The organism is Caballeronia sp. (genome assembly GCF_049581465.1).
GTDB lineage: Bacteria > Pseudomonadota > Gammaproteobacteria > Burkholderiales > Burkholderiaceae > Caballeronia.
In genome coordinates this window covers 1-13,966 of sequence record NZ_JBAUSA010000672.1, presented here as the reverse complement: position 1 = coordinate 13,966, position 13,966 = coordinate 1, and the positions used below count along the sequence as shown (strand labels likewise).

Genomic DNA, 13,966 nt, shown 5'->3' with positions numbered 1-13,966 from the left:
GTAAAATGTCGTGATGAACCGATTGCCGGAACACCCAGCGAAGCGCATCAGCGCGTCAAACGACGTCGCCGTGAACACGCGTGACCTTGTGCGCGACTTCGGCGAGGACGACGCAGACGCGCTCGCTGAACTCGCGCAACACATCAAAGCTTGGGGGCGCGAGTTGGGTTTCGGTGCGGTCGGCATCAGCGACGCCGACTTGACGGATGCCGAAGAAGGCCTAGCCTCGTGGCTCGAAGCAGGCTATCACGGCGAGATGGATTATATGGCCAAACATGCGATGAAACGCGCAAGGCCAGCCGAGCTTGTGGCCGGCACGCGACGAGTTATTACGATTCGAATGGCCTACTTGCCGGCATCGACACTCAACGGCAAGGTCCACGAAAGTACCGCGACAGCCGACGATCAGGCATCGGCTAAGGCATCTGATTGGCGCGCAATCGAATGGGCGCGAATCGACGACCCAGCCGCCGCGGTCGTTTCGATATACGCGCGAGGCCGCGACTATCACAAGGTATTGCGCGGACGTTTGCAGCAACTGGCTGAGCGGATCGAAGCGGCGATCGGCGCCTACGGATATCGCGTGTTCACGGATTCAGCCCCCGTTCTGGAAGTCGCGCTGGCGCAAAAGGCGGGTGTCGGCTGGCGTGGCAAGCACACGCTGCTCTTGCAACGCGACGCGGGTTCGCTGTTTTTCATCGGCGAGATTCTGGTCGATATTCCGCTGCCTCCCGACGCCATCGCGAATCCCGAGAGCGCGCCCGAACATGATGGCTCGCATTGCGGAAGCTGCACGCGCTGTATCGACGTGTGTCCGACGGGCGCGATCGTCGCGCCGTATCGCGTGGACGCCCGGCGCTGTATCTCGTACCTGACGATCGAGCTTAAGGGCAGCATTCCGGAAGAGCTGCGGCCGTTGATCGGCAACCGCGTCTATGGCTGCGACGATTGCCAGCTTGTTTGCCCGTGGAACAAGTTTGCACAGGCCTCACCGGTCGCGGATTTCGACGTGAGGCATGGGCTCGACCGTGCGTCGCTTGTGGCACTGTTCGGGTGGAGCGCGCAAGAGTTCGACGAACGCATGCAGGGCAGCGCGATTCGTCGTATCGGACATGAGCGATGGTTGCGCAATATCGCAGTAGCGATGGGCAATGCGCTGCGTTCGCCTACACTCAAGCCCGACGAGCGCCTGGCTATTCGGACCGCGCTGCGTGAGCGCGCCGCCGACGCGTCGGAACTGGTGCGCGAACATATCGACTGGGCGTTACTTGAAGAAGGAAGGCTCGATGGAATTGACTGAAGCGATCGACGAGAAACCCGCGCAGGAACTGGTGTCGAGCACGGCGTCGATCGATATGTTCTGCGACGCATTGTGGCTCGAACACGGCCTCGCGAAAAACTCGCTGGAGGCTTATCGGCGGGACTTGAGGCTCTTTGCACAATGGTTGTCGAAGACGCGGGGCGGCACCGTCGATACCGCCACCGAGGCCGACATGAACGGCTATATGGCCGCGCGTCGGGCTGACAAGGCCACGTCCGCGAATCGCCGCCTATCGGTTTTCCGCCGCTACTACGCGTGGGCCATGCGGGAACATCGCGTGCTGGGAGACCCCACGTTGAAATTGCGCTCGGCCAAGCAGGCGCCGCGTTTTCCCAAGACCTTGAACGAAGCCCAGGTCGAAGCGCTGTTGCACGCACCCGACGTGGACACCGCGCTGGGTCTTCGCGACCGCACGATGCTGGAGCTGATGTACGCGAGCGGCCTGCGCGTGACCGAACTGGTGACGTTGAAGACGGTGGAAGTCGGCTTGAACGAGGGCGTCGTACGCGTGATGGGCAAGGGATCGAAGGAGCGCCTCATCCCGTTTGGCCAGACCGCGCACGACTGGATCGAGCGTTATTTGCGCGAGTCGCGTCCGGCTTTGCTCGGGCAACGCGCCGCTGATGCGCTCTTCGTCACCACGCGCGGCGAAGGCATGACGCGCCAGCAATTCTGGAACATCATCAAGCGCCACGCACTCACCGGCGACGTGCGCGCGCCGCTCTCGCCGCACACGCTGCGTCATGCATTTGCCACCCATTTGCTGAATCACGGCGCCGATCTACGCGTGGTGCAATTGCTGCTCGGTCACACCGATATCTCAACCACGCAAATCTATACTCACGTCGCGCGCGAGCGATTGAAGACGCTGCATCGCGAGCATCATCCTCGCGGCTAGAAGCATTCAAAGCGCGTCGCGGAGCTTGTGCTTCAACACCTTTCCCGTCGATGCCGCCGGCAGCGCCGCCAGCACCCGGATCTCGGCCGGGCGTTTGTAGGGAGCGAGCCGCGCCGCGCACCATGCATCCAGATCGGCGGGCAGCGTATGCACCGACGGGAGCAATTCGACGAACGCAATCACTTCCTCGTTGCCCTCGACCGGCCGCCCGATCACCGCCGATTGAAGCACCTCAGGATGTGAGTTCAGCACGTTCTCGACTTCAGCAGGATAGACGTTGAAGCCCGAACGGATGATCAATTCCTTGCTACGTCCGACAATATGCAGCGCGCCGTCCGCCGCCAGCCGTGCAAGATCGCCGGTTCGCAACCATCCGTCCTCGGTCACGGTCGCACGCGTCTGCGCCTCATTGCGGTAGTAGCCAAGCATCACGTTCGGCCCGCGCACCCACAACTCGCCGACTTCACCTGTCGGCACGTCGCCGCCTTCCAGCGCCACGAAGCGCAGTTCTATGCCTGGTATCGGATCGCCCGCCGCGCAGTCGTCGCGCGGGGCGTCCAGCATGGTCTGGGAGATGGTCGGACTGCTTTCTGTCATGCCATAACCGTTGTGCAGGGGGACTTTGTACAGCGCTTCGACACGGGCTTTCAACGCAGCGTCGAGTGGCGAGCCGCCGGAATACGCGAAGCGCAGCGCGGGCGCGTGCCAGGGCGTGCCGCTTGTCTGGACATGTTCGACGAGCTTCGCGTGCATTGCTGGAACGCCCTGGAAGATCGACACGTTTTCTTCCGCGAGCGCGTGCCGCACGGCATCAGGCGTGAAGCGGGACGCCAGCCGCAGCGTCGCGCCGGCGTACAAGCTGCCCAGACACACCGACGCCAGCCCATAGACATGTGAAATGGGCAGCACGGCGTACACCACGTCGGTTGGCGTTACATGTCGCAAAGTACTGGAGATCGCCGCGATAAACAGCAGGTTCCGATGCGATAGCATCACGCCCTTCGGCGCGCCGGTCGTGCCGGTGGTGTAGATCAGCGCACCGCATTGACGGGCCGGATCGGCTTCCACGGGCTCGGGCGACACGGTTTTATCGATTACCCAATGCCATGCGCCTATGGACGACTCGACCGGCTGCGCGTTCAGCCGTTCAGCGTGATGCGCCGCGTCCTTCGACGCCTCCACGGTGAAGGCGACCACACGCGGTTTCGCGTGATCGCGGATGGCGTCGATTTCACTTGCCGACAATCGGGCGTTGGTGAGCAACGCCCAAGCGTCGAGCTTGGCTGCGGCGAACATCAGCACGACCTGCGCCACCGAGTTTTCGGCGACGATCATCACGCGATCGCCGCCTTGCACACCCGCTTGCGAGAGTTGAAGCGCGGTTGTATCGATTGCCCACACGAACGCGGCCGCGTCGAGTCGCCGCTCATCCTCGATCAACACGACATGCTGCGGATCGTGCGCCGCAATGCGCGCGGGAATCTCGGAGAAGCGCGCGGGCAACGTGGCGAGTAGTGCATCTACATCAATGGATTCCATCTCAAGTCTCCGTGCTGCTTAGGGCGTTGCTGATGGCGCCGGTTAGGACGTCGTGGGCAACATTGGCTTGCATTAGATAGGCTGCGCTTTCGTCGGGGCCGGAATCCTTCGTGCCTTGTCGATACGACCTTTGCGAACGATCGTGCCACATGCGATCCGCTCGCACAATTGGCCGTTCAGCCGATGGTGGCCGTGCTTTCGCGCCGTTACAATGCCGTCATGTCCAAGACGAAACACGTTTCCGAAACGCCCGCGACGCGGTTTTTGCGACGGCACAAGGTCCCATTCGGCGAGCACCCGTATGAGTATGTCGACCATGGGGGAACGGAGGAATCCGCGCGCCAGTTGGGTGTTGACGAGCATTGTGTCGTGAAGACGCTGGTGATGGAGGACGACCAGGCAAAGCCGTTGATCGTGCTGATGCATGGCGACAAAACGGTCTCTACCAAGAACCTCGCGCGGCAGACGGGCGCGAAGCGCATTGAGCCGTGCAAACCGGACGTGGCGAACCGTCATTCGGGCTATCTGATCGGCGGTACGTCTCCCTTCGGTACGAGAAAGACGATGCCGGTATATGTCGAATCGACCATTCTCGAACTCGATACGATTTACCTGAACGGCGGGCGTCGCGGGTATCTGGTGAGCATCCCGCCAGCGGTATTGACCGAGTTGCTGAAGGCGACGCCCGTGAGTTGCGCGAGCGTCGATTAGAATGCGCGTCGTGAAGTCTTGCCCACGCTTGCGTTCCCGAAGATAAGAAGAAATCAATGAACAATGTGATTGTCGCTGTGGTGGCTTACCTGATCGGCTCGATCTCGTTTGCTGTGGTTGTCAGTTCGGCCATGGGTCTTGCCGACCCGCGTTCGTACGGTTCCGGTAACCCGGGCGCGACAAACGTCCTTCGCACGGGCAACAAGCTGGCCGCCATCCTGACTCTGCTGGGCGATGCGGTCAAAGGCTGGCTGCCCGTGTGGTTCGTCGTGCATTTCGGCGCTCGTTTCGGGCTGGATTCCACGGCGGTCGCGCTGGCGGCCATCGCCGTGTTTCTCGGGCATTTGTTCCCGATATTCTTCAAGTTCCAAGGTGGTAAGGGCGTTGCGACCGCGGCGGGCGTGCTGCTCGCCATTAACCCGGTGCTGGGGCTGGCCACGTTGCTGACGTGGGTGATCATCGCGTTTTTCTTCCGATATTCGTCGCTGGCAGCGTTGGTGTCGGCGGTATTTGCGCCGTTCTTCGATGTATTTCTTTTCGGCCCGAGCCGCATTTCGATCGCCGTTGGCGCGATGAGTGCGCTGCTGGTGTGGCGGCATCGTGGGAATATCAAGAAGCTACTGGATGGGAAGGAAAGCCGGATTGGAGAGAAGAAGCGGGCGGCGGAAGCGGTTAAATAAACTGGCGTAAAAGTGTGCTACCAAAGTGAGAAAGCCGCCCTGAAGGCGGCTTTCTCACTTATAAGTTGCCGACTTTTATCAAGCGAGACCGCACTTAGTTATTCAAAATCTCGATATCAGACCGGGCAGTCAGCGCTGAGTGCCGATCACCCGGACACCGGCGCCTGGCGAACACAACGCTCAATCCCGGAAATTATTGAAGTCGAGCGGCGTGTCCGTCACATCCTTCTTCAGCAACGCGATCGCGCTTTGCAAATCGTCGCGCTTCGTGCCGCTGATGCGCACCGCATCGCCCTGAATGCTCGCCTGGACCTTGATCTTGCTGTCCTTGACCATCCTGACGATTTTCTTGGCCAGGTCGCCCGTAACGCCTTTCTTGATTTCGACAACTTGCTTCAGCTTGTCGCCGCCGATCTTCTCGATCTTGCCGTAGTCGAGAAAACGCACGTCCACATTGCGCTTTGCCAGCTTCGACAAGATCACGTCCTTGACCTGGCCGAGCTTGAAGTCATCGTCGGCGAACAAGGTCAAGTCGCGATCCTTTTGCTCGACGCGCGCGTCCGAACCCTTGAAGTCGAAACGCGTGGCAATTTCCTTGTTCGCTTGCTCGATGGCGTTCTTCACCTCGATCATGTTTGCTTCGCTGACGACGTCAAACGATGGCATCTGCTTTCCCCTTCGTTGAGGCGAGGCGCCAGACTGCCTGTGCGCTCTCGCTATAATCACACACCAACGTCATTCTACCGATGCCGTCCGGTTTGCCCAAGGCCGGTCCTCACCGGGTGCGCCGGTCCCGCTGGCCGGTCCTGCCGTCCGGTCCCTTTCGCGCCCATTTTCGCGGTTCCGCAATGTCCCAGCTTCTCTCCGACTATCCGCTGCTTCACCACAACACATTCGGCTTCAATGTCCGCGCGCGCCACGCGCTCCGGTTAGCCAACGAAGCGCAGGTCTCGGCGCTCGCCCAGGATGGGCGGATTGCCGGCTTGCCGATGCTGGTGCTCGGCGGCGGAAGCAACGTGGTACTGACGCGCGATTTCGATGGCGTCGCGTTGCTCGTCGAATTGCGTGGCCGGCGCGTAATTGGCGAAGATCAGGAGGCCGTTTTTGTCGAAGCCGGAGCGGGGGAGAACTGGCACGATTTTGTGGAATGGACGTTGTCGCAAGGCTTGCCCGGTCTTGAAAATCTCGCGCTCATTCCCGGCACGGTGGGCGCGGCGCCGATCCAGAACATTGGCGCGTACGGACTGGAAATGGGCGAGCGTTTCGAACGTCTGAAGGCCGTCGAATTGTCGACGGGGAAAGTTGTGGAATTCGATCGCGATGCTTGCGCGTTCGGCTATCGCGACAGTTTTTTCAAGCGGGAAGGGCGCGGCCGTTTTGTGATCGTCTCAGTGACGTTTCGGCTCCCCAAAATATGGCAGCCACGTGCGGATTACGCGGATATCGCGAAGGTGCTGGATACCGTGGGTCGTTCGGATCCTCAAGCAATCTTCGATGCCGTCGTCGCGGTGCGTCAAGCCAAGTTGCCCGACTGGAAAGTGCTCGGGAACGCAGGCAGTTTCTTCAAGAATCCCGTGGTGAGCGCGGCCGCATTCGATGTGTTGAGAGCGCTCGAACCGGACGTTGTGTCGTACAGCCAGGCGGACGGACAGGTGAAGCTGGCGGCTGGTTGGCTGATTGACCGCTGCGGCTGGAAGGGACGCGCGATCGGAGCGGCCGCGGTGCACGACCGGCAAGCTTTGGTGCTGATCAATCTTGGTGGTGCGACAGGCGCGCAAATCCTCGAACTCGCCGCAGCGATAAAACGCGACGTCCACGCGCGCTTCGCGGTGAACCTCGAAGCTGAACCGGTCTGCCTGTAAAGGCGCACACGCCGCCGTAGCAATTCCGTCAACCCAACAAAAAACCCGCCAACAGGCGGGTTTTTGTCAAAGCCTCAAAGCCTCAAAGCCTAAGCGAAGATCAACCGCCCCGCTTGCGACGTGCGTTCTCTGCAATCCGCATGCGCAACGCGTTCAGCTTGATGAACCCGCCGGCGTCGGCTTGATTGTAGGCGCCGCCGTCGTCGTCGAACGTGGCGATGTTCTTGTCGAACAGCGTTTCCTTCGAATCGCGCGCGACCACCGTCACGCTGCCCTTGTACAGCTTCACGCGCGTCCAGCCGTTCACCTTGTCTTGCGTGTGATCGATCAGCACTTGCAGCGCGCGACGTTCCGGGCTCCACCAGTAACCGTTGTAAATCAAGGCCGCGTAACGCGGCATCAGGTCGTCCTTCAGGTGCGCCACTTCGCGGTCGAGCGTAATCGACTCGATGCCACGATGCGCCTTCAGCATGATCGTGCCGCCCGGCGTTTCATAACAACCGCGCGACTTCATGCCGACGTAACGGTTCTCGACCAGATCCAGCCGCCCGATTCCGTGTTTCCCGCCGATCGCGTTCAATTCGGTGAGCATCGCGGCCGGCGACAAACGCTTGCCGTTCAACGCAACCGGATCGCCCTTCTCGTATTCGATATCCAGATATTCCGCCTGATCCGGCGCATCTTCGGGTGCGACCGTCCAACGCCACATATCGGGTTCGGCTTCGGCTTTCGGATCTTCCAGGTGACGCCCTTCGAACGAAATGTGCAGCAGGTTCGCGTCCATGGAGTAGGGCGCGCCGCCTTGCTTGTGCTTCATTTCGATAGGAATGCCCGCTTTTTCCGCGTAAGCCAGCAGCTTTTCACGCGACAGCAAATCCCACTCTCGCCACGGTGCGATCACCTTGATGCCGGGTTCAAGCGCGTAATAACCCATTTCGAAACGGACTTGGTCGTTGCCCTTGCCGGTCGCGCCGTGCGACACGGATTGCGCTCCAACCGCGCGTGCGATCTCGATCTGTCGCTTCGCGATCAACGGCCGCGCAATCGACGTCCCGAGCAAATACTCGCCTTCATAAACCGTGTTGGCACGAAACATCGGGAATACGAAGTCGCGGACGAACTCTTCACGCAAGTCTTCGATAAAGATGTTGTCCTGCTTGATCCCGAGTTGCAGTGCCTTCTTGCGCGCCGGTTCGAGCTCTTCACCCTGACCGATATCGGCGGTGAAAGTGACGACTTCGGCGTCGTAGTTGTCCTGCAACCATTTCAGGATGACGGAGGTATCGAGGCCGCCCGAATAGGCGAGCACGACTTTGTTGATATCGCTCATGGTGAACTCGTGTGGCTGGGATCGGTGTGCGCCAGGCGTTCAAGCGCGGAAAAGCGCTATTTTGACATCAAATGGCCGCGCTTTCCCACTTTCGGGACGATGCAGCCCCTGCGGCCGATCGATGCCTGGATCTCTTTCTGGTCGTTGCTAGGCTTAATGATTCAACTTGCCCAATAGCAAGTATTCCATCAGCGCCTTCTGGACATGCAGACGGTTTTCGGCTTCGTCCCACACCACGCTTTGCGGCCCGTCGATCACTTCCGCACTCACTTCCTCACCTCGATGCGCGGGCAGGCAGTGCATGAAAAGCGCGTCCGGATTCGCAAGCGCCATCATGTCGGCGTCCACGCACCAGTCCGCGAATGCCTTCTTGCGGACTTCGTTCTCGGCCTCGAAACCCATGCTGGTCCAGACGTCGGTGGTGACGAGATCGGCGCCCGCGCAGGCGTCGTTCGGATCGGCGAATTCTTCGTAGAACGGGGCGCTGTCGGCAGAAACGAGCGCGCGGTCGAGTTGGTAACCGGGCGGCGTGGACAGGCGTAACTTGAAGCCCAGGATCTGCGCTGCCTCGATCCATGTGTAGAGCATGTTATTCGCGTCTCCGACCCAGGCCACGGTCTTGCCCGTGATCGGGCCGCGCAATTCGTAGTAGGTGAAGACGTCAGCCAGGACCTGGCACGGGTGATATTCATTCGTCAGCCCATTGATCACCGGAACGCGCGAATTGTCGGCGAAACGCTGGATGATCTCCTGGCCGAATGTGCGGATCATGATGATGTCCACCATCCGCGACACGACTTGCGCCGCATCTTCGATAGGCTCGCCCCGGCCGAGTTGCGTGTCGCGCGTGCTGAGAAACACCGCGTGGCCGCCAAGCTGGAAGATTCCGGCTTCGAACGACAGGCGCGTACGCGTGGAATTCTTCTCGAAAATCATCGCCAGCGTGCGATCGTGCAGTGGGTGATAGGTCTCGTAGTTCTTGAACTTGCGCTTCAGAATGCGCGCGCGTTCGAGCACGTATTCGTAGTCGTCGAGAGAGAAATCCTTGAACTGCAGATAGTGGCGAATGTTTTTTTCTGTCATGAAATGCAAGCGGCGGGTTCGGCCGGCTGGATCGCCGGACGGCACCGCCGTCGTTGTGGTATCACATTTCAGCATAAAGGATTTTCCGGTGTTTGACGAGGCCGCCAAATGGCCAGCGTGCAAGCCGGTTCGCGCGTCAGTGTGCGCCGTGGCACCGCGTCTCGAGCGGCTTCAAAGCCGCGTCCGAGCTGTGTGTGCAGTGCGGGAAAAGGGCCTCTACTGTATAATCCGCGCTGTTTATTAGGGTATTCCAGACACTGTTCTCAAGCTTTCAATTTACATTGAAAACGTGTTGTAAGCGTGCTGCAAGCGTGTCGGTTTATCGAGCTGGTTCGTCAAGGCAGTTTAATGACGGAGTTGAGTGAGCTCAGTCAGTCAATTCACTGAGCCAGGTCGCTGACTGAGTTCAGTGAGTGAGTTAGCCAGGCCGGCGCAGTTTGCCGCCGCGGCAAACTGCGAACCAGATGGGCGACAGTTCGACACTAGCGCGGGGTTAAACGCTGGATCCTTGGTTCGAGCTACAAACTACCGTGTCGCAAAGCTGCCGGACGAGGCAGGAATCGGCGCCGCATTTTCCCGCCGATGGCTGTCTGGCTCACCTTGCCAACCATGCATGCGCGTTCGCCGGTTATATCTACCGGCCGTCAAACAGGTATTCCTACATGGCCGAAACAATCCCAACCGAATTTTTTATTCAGGGCGTTACATCGAAGGGAAAGACGTTTCGACCGAGCGACTGGTCGGAGCGGCTTTGCGGAGTGATGTCGGCATTTGGCCCGGGTAAGCGCGGACCCAACGCCCGGTTGCAGTATTCAGTTTATGTTCGCCCGACCCTGCTCGGTAACGTCAAGACAGTGATCCTTGACGCGCGCTTGCGCGATATCGAACCAATGGCTTTTGATTTCGTCATGAACTTCGCTAAAGACAACGACCTGCTTGTGACCGAGGCTTGCGAACTCCCGCCGCATCACGCCACACAGAAGGTCTGATGGCCTGATGGCCTAACGAGACGCACTCGTTCGCTCATTTATGCCGCACGATTCCGGCGCGCACGACAAAAAACCCGCCATCAGCGGGTTTTCTTTTGTTGCGTTCCAGCTTCGCGTTTCCAGCGTCTACAACCGCCGAAACCAACACGCGATACCCTGGCGCCTCACGAAAACAGCGCGCAGGTAGTACTCGACCTTAGCTCGATATTACTGAGCTGCGGCTGCTTGGAGGCCCTTGATTGCTGCCGACAAACGGCTCTTATGGCGAGCAGCCTTGTTCTTATGGACGATGCGCTTGTCCGCAATGATGTCGATCGTCTTGACCGAGGTCTTGTACAGTTCAGCAGCCTTGGCTTGGTCGCCGGCGTCGATCGCCTTGCGAACTGCCTTGATGGCGGTGCGGAACTTCGAGCGCAGTGCCGAGTTGTGCGAGTTTGCCTTGGCGCTTTGACGGGCGCGCTTGCGGGCTTGTGCTGTATTTGCCATGACGGTTCCTTATCCTGTTCCAGCTTTGTGTTTCAGCGCTTCCCGTTTTGCTTCGGGATCGAATCCAGCGTGATGCTGCCAACGTGATGCTGGTCCGACTCCACACAAGAAAACGAGGTGAATCCGATGCGCTGCTTATGATCGAAACTCTCGGGAACGATTGCCCGAAAGCGCAAAAAACGTCGAAAGAAGACGCGAAGCCGCCTTGATTAGTAGATTCAGGAGCTTCGAAACCGGCGATTATAGCAACGTAATCAGATAGCTGGCAAGCTCGGCGATACCTTGACCGAGAGAAAGGCGACCTCGAAAGCGGGTGAAGCCCGATGCACCCCGATGCAAATATGGGTCACCCCAGTCACCACGCTGTTCGTGAAGCCGTGTGAAATCGGCGGCAATGTTGCACTGCCTGACGTCATACGCCGCCCGTATAATAAGCGCCCCATGAATCTATTCCGAGCCCTCCTGACGGTCAGCGGCTTCACGCTGCTGTCGCGCGTGACCGGCCTGGTCCGCGAAACACTGATCGCGCGCGCATTTGGCGCCAGTGCATACACCGACGCATTCTACGTCGCCTTCCGCATACCGAATTTGTTGCGGCGCCTGTCCGCTGAAGGAGCATTCTCGCAGGCTTTCGTGCCGATTCTCGCCGAGTTCAAGAACAGCCAGGGCCACGACGCCACCAAGGCGCTGGTCGATGCCATGTCGACGGTTCTCGCGTGGGCGCTCGCTGCGCTTTCGCTCGTCGGGGTGGCGGGTGCATCGTGGATCGTGTACGCGATGGCGTCGGGACTGGAGCACGACGGCCACGCGTACAGCCTCGCGGTGACCATGACCAAGATCATGTTCCCGTACATTATTTTCATCTCGCTGACGTCGCTCGCGTCGGGCGTGCTCAACACGTATCGAAAATTCTCGTTGCCCGCGTTCGCGCCCGTGCTGCTGAACGTGTCGTTCATAACCGCTGCGTTGTTTGTCGCGCCGCACCTGAAAGTGCCGGTCTATGCGTTGGCGTATGCGGTTGTCGCGGGCGGAATTTTGCAGTTTCTTGTGCAGATTCCCGGGCTCAAGCGTGTCGATATGGTGCCGCGCATCGGCCTGAATTTTCTGCGTGCGCTGCGGCATCCGGGCGTGAAGCGTGTGCTGATCAAGATGGTGCCGATGACCTTCGGCGTCTCCGTATCGCAACTGAGCCTGATCATCAATACGAATATTGCGTCGCACCTCGGGGCGGGGGCGGTGTCGTGGATCAATTATTCCGATCGGCTGATGGAATTTCCCACCGCGCTGCTGGGCGCCGCGCTCGGGACCATCCTGCTGCCAAGCTTGTCGAAGGCGCATGTGGACGCCGATCCGGTCGAGTATTCGGCTTTGCTCGACTGGGGCTTGCGCGTGACGTTCCTGATGGCGGCACCGAGCGCCGTGGCGCTGTTCTTCTTTGCTGAACCGCTGACGGCCACGCTATTCGACTATGGCAAGTTCGATGCGCATTCCGTCGTGATGGTTGGCCGGGCGTTGTCGGCGTATGGCGTCGGACTGGTTGGATTGATCCTGCTCAAGATACTGACACCCGGTTTTTATGCTAAACAAGATATCAAGACACCGGTCATTATTGGCATCGTGGTGCTTATCGCCACCCAGGTCAGCAACCTGATATTCGTGCCGATCTTCGCGCATGCCGGGTTGACGCTTTCGATCGGGCTGGGTGCATGCATGAACGCGACACTGCTGTTTATCGGCTTGAGGATGCGCGGAATTTACAAGCCGTCGGCCGGATGGGCGCGCTTTTTCATTCAGCTGCTCGGCTCGTGTCTCGTGCTTGCCGGCGTGATGCATTGGGTGGCGGGTAATTTCGACTGGATCGGCATGCGTGCTGCGCCACTGGAGCGAATAGTGCTTCTGGGTGCAAGCCTGGTGATATTCGCCGCGTTATATTTCGGTATGCTATCGGCGATGGGCTTCAAATACGCGTATTTCAGAAGGCGAACGCTGTGATGACGACGCTCACCCTGGACTATTTCACCTCGCTCGTGGCAGAGGACGAGAGTTTGCCGCTCACCGAGGCCGCGCTTGCGCTTGCGCAGGACGCCTATCCGGATCTCGACTTGCAGGGCAGTCTGGCGGAGATCGACGAGTTGGTCGTGCGAGTGCGTCGACGCATACCTGAGGACGCCGACGTCAAGCAGAAGGTCGGGGTGCTCAATCGCTTTTTCTTCCGCGAGCTTGGCTTCACCAGCAATCGCAACGATTACTACGACCCCGATAACAGCTACCTGAACATGGTGTTGAAGCGGCGTCGCGGCATCCCGATTTCCCTGGCCGTGATTTATCTGGAAATGAGCGAGCAACTGGGTATTCCGGTGCGCGGCATCGGGTTTCCAGGGCACTTTTTGTTGCGCGTCACCACGCCCGAAGGTGACGTCATGCTCGATCCAACCACGGGGCACTCGCTCTCCGAATCGCAGATGGTCGAGATGCTTGAGCCGTATGTGCAGCGGGTGGGGGAATCGATTGGAAGCGCGTTGCGCACGCTGCTGCAACCGGCCACGCGACGGGAAATCCTCGGCAGGATGTTGCGCAACCTGAAGGGCGTTTATTTGCAGACGGAGCGCTGGCAGCGGCTGCTAGCGGTGCAGCAACGGCTGGTGATTCTCATGCCGGGGAGTATTGAAGAAGTGCGGGATCGCGGATTCGCTTATGCGCGGCTAGATTACTTGCGCCCGGCGATGGAAGATCTGCGTCATTACCTTGATGATCGTCCCGACGCGGACGATGCAACCGTCGTGGAGAGTGAATTGCACGAACTGCGGCAGCGCACGCAGCATAACGGGGATTAGCCTGGCCGGCGGGCTGGTTTTCGGGCGGTTCTGCTAGCGGTGAGTGTGGGGCTGGGGGGGGTGCTGCGCGCGGCGAGTGTGGGGCGAGCATTGAGTCCTTCTGCTAGCGTGGTCGTTCTGCATAAGTCGGATTTTCTTGCTTATTTCTGTTAGCCCCTATCCGGGGCGGGACTTCATTTCTTTTCAAACGCGAAAAGAAACGAAGCAAAGAAACGCGTTCAAACCGCGAATAC

13 protein-coding genes are annotated in these 13,966 nt (G+C 59.5%); 8 read left to right on the top strand and 5 right to left on the bottom strand.

What is annotated here, in order from left to right; translation table 11 throughout:
* Positions 1 to 13 precede the first annotated feature (13 nt).
* Together queG and xerD are read left to right on the top strand one after the other, a co-directional pair.
* On the top strand, positions 14 to 1,300 hold the full coding sequence (gene queG, locus WCA53_RS16610) for a tRNA epoxyqueuosine(34) reductase QueG (protein ID WP_423912596.1): 1,287 nt from the start codon (positions 14 to 16) through the stop codon (positions 1,298 to 1,300).
* Positions 1,287 to 2,219 (top strand): site-specific tyrosine recombinase XerD, encoded by a 933-nt coding sequence (gene xerD / locus WCA53_RS16605; RefSeq protein WP_423912593.1) that lies wholly within the window; start codon positions 1,287 to 1,289, stop codon positions 2,217 to 2,219. Before queG ends, xerD begins: the two co-directional genes overlap by 14 nt.
* A 6-nt stretch (positions 2,220 to 2,225) precedes the next feature.
* Here the strand turns inward: xerD and WCA53_RS16600 are convergent, their stop codons facing one another.
* Positions 2,226 to 3,758, bottom strand: a complete 1,533-nt coding sequence (locus tag WCA53_RS16600; protein WP_423912590.1) for a class I adenylate-forming enzyme family protein — start codon at positions 3,756 to 3,758, stop codon at positions 2,226 to 2,228.
* Between the two features lie 219 nt (positions 3,759 to 3,977).
* Here WCA53_RS16600 and ybaK point away from each other — a divergent pair, with 219 nt between their 5' ends.
* Both ybaK and plsY read left to right on the top strand, forming a co-directional pair.
* Complete coding sequence (gene ybaK, locus WCA53_RS16595) at positions 3,978 to 4,469, top strand: Cys-tRNA(Pro) deacylase (protein WP_423912587.1); 492 nt, start codon at positions 3,978 to 3,980, stop codon at positions 4,467 to 4,469.
* A 56-nt stretch (positions 4,470 to 4,525) separates the two neighbouring features.
* On the top strand, positions 4,526 to 5,149 hold the full coding sequence (plsY, locus tag WCA53_RS16590; RefSeq protein WP_423912582.1) for a glycerol-3-phosphate 1-O-acyltransferase PlsY: 624 nt from the start codon (positions 4,526 to 4,528) through the stop codon (positions 5,147 to 5,149).
* Positions 5,150 to 5,329: 180 nt separating this feature from the next.
* On the opposite strand, the gene WCA53_RS16585 is transcribed toward plsY, so the two are convergent.
* A complete protein-coding gene (locus tag WCA53_RS16585; RefSeq protein ID WP_423912579.1) occupies positions 5,330 to 5,815 on the bottom strand; it encodes a YajQ family cyclic di-GMP-binding protein in 486 nt (161 codons plus the stop codon).
* Positions 5,816 to 5,997: 182 nt separating this feature from the next.
* Here WCA53_RS16585 and murB point away from each other — a divergent pair, with 182 nt between their 5' ends.
* Complete coding sequence (gene murB, locus WCA53_RS16580; protein WP_423912576.1) at positions 5,998 to 7,011, top strand: UDP-N-acetylmuramate dehydrogenase; 1,014 nt, start codon at positions 5,998 to 6,000, stop codon at positions 7,009 to 7,011.
* 100 nt (positions 7,012 to 7,111) lie between these two features.
* Here murB and WCA53_RS16575 read toward each other — a convergent pair whose 3' ends face one another.
* Complete coding sequence (locus WCA53_RS16575; protein WP_423912573.1) at positions 7,112 to 8,341, bottom strand: argininosuccinate synthase; 1,230 nt, start codon at positions 8,339 to 8,341, stop codon at positions 7,112 to 7,114.
* Between the two features lie 153 nt (positions 8,342 to 8,494).
* Complete coding sequence (argF, locus tag WCA53_RS16570; RefSeq protein ID WP_423912653.1) at positions 8,495 to 9,424, bottom strand: ornithine carbamoyltransferase; 930 nt, start codon at positions 9,422 to 9,424, stop codon at positions 8,495 to 8,497.
* 662 nt (positions 9,425 to 10,086) lie between these two features.
* Here argF and WCA53_RS16565 point away from each other — a divergent pair.
* Positions 10,087 to 10,413: a DUF3579 domain-containing protein gene (locus tag WCA53_RS16565; protein WP_423912570.1), complete on the top strand. Its 327-nt coding sequence runs from the start codon at positions 10,087 to 10,089 to the stop codon at positions 10,411 to 10,413.
* A 207-nt stretch (positions 10,414 to 10,620) separates the two neighbouring features.
* On the opposite strand, the gene rpsT is transcribed toward WCA53_RS16565, so the two are convergent.
* Positions 10,621 to 10,899: a 30S ribosomal protein S20 gene (gene rpsT / locus WCA53_RS16560; RefSeq protein ID WP_423912567.1), complete on the bottom strand. Its 279-nt coding sequence runs from the start codon at positions 10,897 to 10,899 to the stop codon at positions 10,621 to 10,623.
* Between the two features lie 333 nt (positions 10,900 to 11,232).
* Here rpsT and murJ point away from each other — a divergent pair, with 333 nt between their 5' ends.
* On the top strand, positions 11,233 to 12,891 hold the full coding sequence (gene murJ / locus WCA53_RS16555) for a murein biosynthesis integral membrane protein MurJ (protein ID WP_423912651.1): 1,659 nt from the start codon (positions 11,233 to 11,235) through the stop codon (positions 12,889 to 12,891).
* Positions 12,891 to 13,733, top strand: coding sequence for a SirB1 family protein (locus tag WCA53_RS16550; RefSeq protein ID WP_423912562.1), 843 nt, complete (start codon positions 12,891 to 12,893; stop codon positions 13,731 to 13,733). Before murJ ends, WCA53_RS16550 begins: the two co-directional genes overlap by 1 nt.
* Positions 13,734 to 13,966: the final 233 nt, after the last annotated feature.

Excerpts from the sequence above, each read along its gene's own strand:
- queG (WP_423912596.1), top strand. The coding sequence starts at position 14 with ATGAACCGATTGCCGGAACACCCAGCGAAGCGCATCAGCGCGTCAAAC.
- xerD (WP_423912593.1), top strand. The coding sequence starts at position 1,287 with ATGGAATTGACTGAAGCGATCGACGAGAAACCCGCGCAGGAACTGGTG.
- WCA53_RS16600 (WP_423912590.1), bottom strand. The coding sequence starts at position 3,758 with ATGGAATCCATTGATGTAGATGCACTACTCGCCACGTTGCCCGCGCGC.
- ybaK (WP_423912587.1), top strand. The coding sequence starts at position 3,978 with ATGTCCAAGACGAAACACGTTTCCGAAACGCCCGCGACGCGGTTTTTG.
- plsY (WP_423912582.1), top strand. The coding sequence starts at position 4,526 with ATGAACAATGTGATTGTCGCTGTGGTGGCTTACCTGATCGGCTCGATC.
- WCA53_RS16585 (WP_423912579.1), bottom strand. The coding sequence starts at position 5,815 with ATGCCATCGTTTGACGTCGTCAGCGAAGCAAACATGATCGAGGTGAAG.
- murB (WP_423912576.1), top strand. The coding sequence starts at position 5,998 with ATGTCCCAGCTTCTCTCCGACTATCCGCTGCTTCACCACAACACATTC.
- WCA53_RS16575 (WP_423912573.1), bottom strand. The coding sequence starts at position 8,341 with ATGAGCGATATCAACAAAGTCGTGCTCGCCTATTCGGGCGGCCTCGAT.
- argF (WP_423912653.1), bottom strand. The coding sequence starts at position 9,424 with ATGACAGAAAAAAACATTCGCCACTATCTGCAGTTCAAGGATTTCTCT.
- WCA53_RS16565 (WP_423912570.1), top strand. The coding sequence starts at position 10,087 with ATGGCCGAAACAATCCCAACCGAATTTTTTATTCAGGGCGTTACATCG.
- rpsT (WP_423912567.1), bottom strand. The coding sequence starts at position 10,899 with ATGGCAAATACAGCACAAGCCCGCAAGCGCGCCCGTCAAAGCGCCAAG.
- murJ (WP_423912651.1), top strand. The coding sequence starts at position 11,233 with ATGCAAATATGGGTCACCCCAGTCACCACGCTGTTCGTGAAGCCGTGT.
- WCA53_RS16550 (WP_423912562.1), top strand. The coding sequence starts at position 12,891 with ATGACGACGCTCACCCTGGACTATTTCACCTCGCTCGTGGCAGAGGAC.